8 protein-coding genes are annotated in these 6,000 nt (G+C 68.2%); 4 read left to right on the plus strand and 4 right to left on the minus strand.

Annotation, left to right across the window (positions count from 1 at the left end):
* Positions 1-41 precede the first annotated feature (41 nt).
* From RHOFW104R8_RS02400 to RHOFW104R8_RS02410, 3 genes are all read left to right on the plus strand, one after another.
* Positions 42-1,268 carry an acetylornithine/succinylornithine family transaminase gene (locus RHOFW104R8_RS02400; RefSeq protein ID WP_068092003.1) on the plus strand — a complete coding sequence of 409 codons (1,227 nt, stop codon included), beginning with the start codon at positions 42-44 and terminating at the stop codon, positions 1,266-1,268.
* A gap of 24 nt (positions 1,269-1,292) precedes the next feature.
* Complete coding sequence (locus tag RHOFW104R8_RS02405; RefSeq protein ID WP_068092000.1) at positions 1,293-1,712, plus strand: lactoylglutathione lyase; 420 nt, start codon at positions 1,293-1,295, stop codon at positions 1,710-1,712.
* Between the two features lie 64 nt (positions 1,713-1,776).
* Entirely contained in the window at positions 1,777-2,310 is a 534-nt protein-coding gene (locus RHOFW104R8_RS02410; RefSeq protein ID WP_068091997.1) for a hypothetical protein, read from the plus strand.
* Here the strand turns inward: RHOFW104R8_RS02410 and RHOFW104R8_RS02415 are convergent.
* The 3 genes from RHOFW104R8_RS02415 to thiE are packed head-to-tail and all read right to left on the minus strand — an operon-like array spanning position 2,279 to position 4,676.
* On the minus strand, positions 2,279-2,761 hold the full coding sequence (locus RHOFW104R8_RS02415; protein WP_068091994.1) for a GNAT family N-acetyltransferase: 483 nt from the start codon (positions 2,759-2,761) through the stop codon (positions 2,279-2,281). The genes RHOFW104R8_RS02410 and RHOFW104R8_RS02415 overlap by 32 nt on opposite strands.
* Positions 2,758-4,041, minus strand: a complete 1,284-nt coding sequence (gene hemL, locus RHOFW104R8_RS02420) for a glutamate-1-semialdehyde 2,1-aminomutase (RefSeq protein WP_068091987.1) — start codon at positions 4,039-4,041, stop codon at positions 2,758-2,760. Before hemL ends, RHOFW104R8_RS02415 begins: the two co-directional genes overlap by 4 nt.
* A complete protein-coding gene (thiE, locus tag RHOFW104R8_RS02425) occupies positions 4,038-4,676 on the minus strand; it encodes a thiamine phosphate synthase (protein WP_068092314.1) in 639 nt (212 codons plus the stop codon). The genes hemL and thiE overlap by 4 nt, the downstream gene beginning before the upstream one ends.
* Positions 4,677-4,795: 119 nt before the next feature.
* Between thiE and RHOFW104R8_RS02430 the strand changes: the two genes are divergently transcribed.
* The gene (locus tag RHOFW104R8_RS02430) at positions 4,796-4,993 is read left to right on the plus strand and encodes a rubredoxin (RefSeq protein ID WP_068091984.1); all 198 of its coding nucleotides are present in this window, start codon (positions 4,796-4,798) and stop codon (positions 4,991-4,993) included.
* A gap of 220 nt (positions 4,994-5,213) precedes the next feature.
* On the opposite strand, the gene RHOFW104R8_RS02435 is transcribed toward RHOFW104R8_RS02430, so the two are convergent.
* A complete protein-coding gene (locus RHOFW104R8_RS02435) occupies positions 5,214-5,666 on the minus strand; it encodes a DUF192 domain-containing protein (RefSeq protein WP_201028675.1) in 453 nt (150 codons plus the stop codon).
* Positions 5,667-6,000 lie beyond the last annotated feature (334 nt).

Here is a 6,000-nt window from a genome sequence, read left to right on the forward strand (position 1 = left end):
GCGCCGTCCCCGCGCTCCGCGCCGTCCTCCCGAGAGCCATCATGCACAAGCCCCCTCCTGCCCTGATCGAACTCGGCAAGCGCTACTGGTTGCCCGTCTACAAGCCGCGCGAGCTGGTGCTGGACCACGGCAAGGGTGCGCGGGTATGGGATACCGAGGGGCGCGACTACGTGGACTTCGGCGCCGGCATCGCGGTGAACGCGCTGGGCCACCAGGACCCGGAGCTGGTCGTCGCGCTGACCGCGCAGGCGCACAAGCTGTGGCACAGCAGCAACGTGTTCTACACCGAGCCGCCGCTGCGTCTGGCCGAGGAGCTGGTGCGGGCCTCGGGTTTCGCCGAGCGCGTGTTCCTGTGCAACTCCGGCGCCGAGGCGAACGAGGCGGCGATCAAGCTGGTGCGCAAGTGGGCGGCCGCGCAGGGCCGCGCGCCGGAACGGCGCGTCATCATCACCTTCAAGGGCTCGTTCCACGGCCGCACGCTGGCCACGGTCACCGCCACCGCGCAGCCGAAGTACCAGCAGGGCTACGAGCCGCTGCCGGCGGGTTTCCGCTACCTCGATTTCAACGACGCGGAGGCGCTGGAGGCGGCATTTGCCGCCGGCGACGTCGCGGCGGTGATGCTGGAGCCGGTGCAGGGCGAGGGCGGCGTGGTGCCGGCCGCGCCGGGCTTCCTCAAGCGGGTACGCGAGCTGTGCGATGCGCACGGCGCGCTGATGGTGCTGGACGAGATCCAGTGTGGCATGGGCCGCACCGGCACGCTGTTCGCGCATACCCACGACCACGTGCGGCCGGACATCGTGACCCTGGCCAAGGCGCTGGGCGCGGGCTTCCCGATCGGCGCGATGCTGGCCGGGCCGAAGGTGGCCGAGGTGATGCAGTACGGCGCCCACGGCACCACCTTCGGCGGCAATCCGATGGCCGCGGCGGTGGCGCGCGTCGCGCTGGCCAAGCTGTCCTCGGCGGCGGTGCTGATGAACGTGGAACGGCAGGCGAACGACCTGCGCGCCGGGCTCGCGCGCATCAACCACGAGTTGGGGCTGTTCGCCGAAGTGCGCGGCCGCGGCCTGATGATCGGCGCGGTGCTGGCCGACCCGTACAAGGGCAAGGCCGGCGCGGTCCTCGACCACGCCGCCGCCCGCGGCTTGCTGCTGTTGCAGGCCGGGCCGGATGTGCTGCGCTTTGTGCCGCCACTGACCATCACCGATGAGGAACTTGCCGACGGTCTCGCGCGCCTGCACGCGGCGTTGAGCGATTTTGCGGCAGGCTGAGGCCCGCCGATCAGGAGCATCCCGATGAAATACCTGCACACCATGGTGCGCGTGCGCGACCTCGACGCCTCGCTGCGGTTCTATTGCGAAGGCCTCGGCCTGCGCGAGGTGCGCCGCAAGGAGGTGCCGGAAGGCAAGTACACGCTGGTGTTCCTGGCCGCGCCGGACAGCCCCGAGGCCGAGATCGAGCTCACCTGGAACTGGGGCTCGACCGAGGACTACGGCAGCGCGCGCAACTTCGGCCACCTCGCCTTCCGCGTGGAGGACATCTACGCCACCTGTTCGCGCCTGCAGGCGATGGGCTGCACCATCCACCGCCCGCCGCGCGACGGGCACATGGCGTTCGTGCGTTCGCCGGACCTGATCTCGATCGAGCTGCTGCAGGAGGGCCACCTGCCACCGCAGGAGCCGTGGGCGTCGATGCCGAACATCGGCAGCTGGTAGGGCAGGGCAGCGTCAATCTGCAATACGCCGACACCGGCACTCAATCAACAGGGGATTCTGATACATGAGCTTGACGATCGACCAATGGACCATGCTGGGTACCTGGGCCGCACCGACGGTAGCCGCGCTGGGCTTCCTGCTGATCCGCAACCAGTTGCGCGGCGAGCGTGAATCGCTGGAGGCACAGACGAGCTGGCAGGTGTACGGCGTGAGCAGCGCGATCCTGCAGACGTTCATTGCCAACCCCGAGTGCCGGCCGTACTTCTACGAAGACCGGCCAGTGCCGAACGAGGAACCGTTGCGCAGCAAGGTGCTGGCGGTCGTCGAACTGGTTTGTGACCTCATGGAGAACATCATCCTCAACCGACACGCGCTGGATGACGAGACCTACAAAGTCTGGGTGCTCTACATGCAGGGCCTGTTCAACCGCAGCCCGGCGATGCGCACCTTCCTCGACCGCGGCAGCGAGGGCTATCGGTATTCCAGCCAGCTGCTGGACTTGCTGCTCGAGGGGAGTCGCGAGGCGGTGGGTTCTGCCGATTGGATCGCGCAGCAGCGCGCCATGTTCAAGGTCGTGGCGCAGCCGGGTAACGCATGATCGTGATGGCGCGCCCGGCGTATTGATCCCGGCGCAGGACTTCCCAGCCGAGGTGCTGGTAGAGATCGACCTGGTCGAAGGTGTACAGGTAGAGGGTCGGCGCCAGTGCGCCGCTGTAGTCCATCACGTGGCGAACCAGTGCGCGGCCGATGCCGCGGCGGCGCCATGGCGGCAGCACCAGCACGTTCGCAAGCCACGGCCCCAGCTCGGGGCAGGTGGGCAGGTCGCGCGGAACCACGCTGGCGATGCCGGCAAGCCTGCCACCGATGCGGCAGGCGAAGAACTTCGGAACGGTCACGTCCGGCTCGAGGCTACGCGCGATGTCGGCCTTGTTTTGCTCCCACACGGCCGGCACCTCGAAGCGAGCCCATTCCTGGTACACCCATTGCCCCGCCAGGGCGGCTTCGGCGGCGTCTTTCAGCGCGGAGATTTCAACGCCGTCGGCATTCACGTGGCACGCGCCTCGGCCAGCGCCTCGCGTGCGGCCTGCAGGGTGTCGGCGAGGTCCTGGTCGCTGTGCGCGCTGGAGAGGAAGCCGGCCTCGAACGCCGACGGCGCCAGGTACACGCCGCGCTTCAGCATGCCGTGGAAGAAGCGGTTGAACAGCGCCGTGTCCGCCGTGGTGGCCTGCGCGTAACTGGTCACCTTTTCCGCACTGAAGAACAGGCCGAACATGCCGCCCACGCGGTTGGTCCTGAACGGCACGCCGGCGCCGTCGGCCACCGATTGCAGGCCGTCGCAGAGCAGGCGGGTGCGGGCGGCGAGATGGTCGTGGAAGCCGGGCGCCTGGATCAGCTCCAGCATCGCCAGGCCCGCCGCCATCGCCACCGGGTTGCCGGATAGCGTGCCGGCCTGGTAGATCGGGCCGGCCGGTGCGATCTGCTCCATCAAGTCGCGGCGGCCGCCGTAGGCGCCCACCGGCATGCCGCCGCCGATGATCTTGCCGAACGTGGTGAGGTCCGGCGTCACGCCGTAGTGCGCCTGCGCGCCACCCAGCGCCACGCGGAAGCCCGTCATCACCTCGTCGAAGATCAGCAGTGCACCCGACTGCGTGCACAGTTCGCGCAGGCCCTGCAGGTAGCCGTCCACCGGCGGGATGCAGTTCATATTGCCGGCGACCGGCTCGATGATCAGGCCGGCGATCTCGCTGCCGTGCTCGGCGAACAGCGTCTGCGCCGCGGCGAGGTCGTTGTAGGGCAGGGTGAGCGTGAGGTCGGCATTCGCCTTCGGCACGCCCGGCGAGGTCGGCACGCCGAAGGTCAGTGCGCCGGAGCCGGCCTTGACCAGGAAGCTGTCGCCGTGGCCGTGGTAGCAGCCCTCGAATTTCACGATCTTGCTGCGGCCGGTGGCGCCGCGCGCGAGGCGGATCGCCGACATGGTGGCCTCGGTGCCGGAGTTGACCATGCGCACCATCTCGACCGAAGGGATCAGCCGGGTGATCGTCTCGGCCATGGTTACCTCGGCCGGGCAGGGCGTGCCGAACGACAGGCCGTTCTTCACCGCGCGCTCGACCGCTTCGCGCACGGCGGGGTGGTTGTGGCCCACGATCATCGGCCCCCACGAGCCGACATAGTCGATGTAGCGCGTGCCTTCCACGTCCCACAGGTACGCACCGTCTGCGCGCGCGGTGAAGAACGGCTCGCCGCCGACCGACTTGAACGCGCGCACCGGCGAGTTCACGCCGCCGGGCATCAGCTTCAGGGCGCGCTGGAAGAGTTCGTGGTTGCTCATCGTGCGGGTTCTCGATCGGAGGGATACAGGTCGGCGAAGCGCCGTGCGGCGGCGCGCACGTCGGTGGCGGCGAACACGGCGGAAATCACCGCCAGGTAGTCCGCGCCCGCCTCGACCAGCGAGCCGCCATTGTCCGGCGTGATCCCGCCGATCGCCACCCGCGGCACGCCCAGCGCGGCGCTTTGCCTCAGCAGTTCGAGCGGCGCGCGCGGCGCCAGCGGTTTGGTCGGCGAGGGGAAGAACGCGCCGAACGCGACGTAGCTCGCGCCGGCGCGGGCCGCCGTTTGCGCGCGCTGCAGCGAGTCGTAGCACGATACGCCGATGATCGCATGCTCGCCGAGCGCCGCGCGGGCGCTGGCCAGGTCGCCGTCTTCCCGGCCCAGGTGCACCCCGTCCGCGCCCACCGCACGGGCCAGCGCAATATCGTCGTTGATGATCAGCGGCACGCCATGGCCGCGGCACAGCTGCTGCAGCGCGGCCGCCTCGGCGTGTCGCCGGGGTGCGTCGGCGCCCTTGTCGCGATACTGCAGCAGCCGTGCGCCGCCGGCCAGCGCCTGTGCGACTGCTGCCAGAAGATCGGCGCGCGGCCCGTTGGTGATCGCATACAGGCCGCGGCCGGGATGCGCAGTGAGCATGTTCAAGGCATGACCTCGTGGGCGGGGTGTGGGAACAGGCGGTGATGTTCCATGCTTTCGCAATGGCTGGCGAGTTGCGAGAATGGACAATTCCATTGCGATCCCGAGAAGTCCCGACCATGAGCCAGAGTTCCACCGAAGCCGCTGCCTTGCGCAAATGGATGTGCGTCGTCTGCGGCTACATCTACGATGAAGCCGCAGGCGTACCCGACGAAGGGATTCCCGCCGGCACCCGCTGGGCGGACGTGCCCGACACCTGGACCTGTCCGGATTGCGGCGCCACCAAGGCCGACTTCGAGATGATCGAGATCGACTGAACGCCGGTTCCTGCCAGCAAACGGCCCGATCCCGTCAGCGTATTGGCCGGGCCGCCTGTTCTGATGTTCCTGCGCCCGCTCGCGTGGCGCCTCATGCAAGGAACATCGTCATGCGACAGTTCATTCCGTTCGAAGACGACTGGGACGTCCTGGAGAGCCTGCGTCCCGAGGACCTGATTCCCTACCGGGTCGGCATGCTGGATGCGGGCGGCGCCTCCGCTCAGCGCACCGTGCCGATCTCCCCGTCGATCTTCAGTTCGTCGCCGTGCCGTACGCCGATGCGCTGCGCCGCGCCGGCGGACAGTTCCAGTACGTAGCGCGCAGGCGCATCGCTCGGGTAGGTCGTGCAGGGATCCGCCTTGCACGGCGGCACGTCCAACTGCATCGAGACCAGCCGGCGATCCGCATCGAAATACAGGATGTCCAGCGGGATCAGCGTGTTCTTCATCCAGAATGCCTGCGGCTCCGTGTAGGGAAACACGAACAGCATGCCGTGGTCGGGCGCCAGCGTGGTGCGCATCATCAGGCCATGCTGGCGACTGGCACCGTCGGTGGCGAGCTCCACCGATAAACGCTGCCCGTGCAGCACGACAGCCATTCCTGCGTGCTGTGCGGGAGCGCTGCAGGAACAGCCGGCCAGCAGCAGGAGCAGCGGAACAAGCCATCGTTTCATCGCGGTACTCGTCGCAGTCGGCGGGGTGTCATGCAGTGTAGCGCTGCGGCCAGCCGCGCTTTTCACGCGCACAGTGCACGTGCCCCTTCCCAGAAGCGCCGCTCGGCGCTATGATTCTCGCCCCTTCGACGAAACGCCCTTTCGCGAAGGTCTCCGCGACATCCCGCGCTGAAAAATTTCTCCGCTGCGGATGTTGACGGACGTAAAAAGCGATGTAGAATGGGCGGCTCACCCGGGACGAAAGGTCTCGGAGCGATCACCGAAAGGGTGGTCGATGCGGTGAAGATCTTTGACAGTGTGCGCAGGTGAATTGTGTGGACGTCTTGTGCTGGAG

Source organism: Rhodanobacter sp. FW104-R8 (assembly GCF_001617365.1).
Lineage (GTDB): Bacteria > Pseudomonadota > Gammaproteobacteria > Xanthomonadales > Rhodanobacteraceae > Rhodanobacter.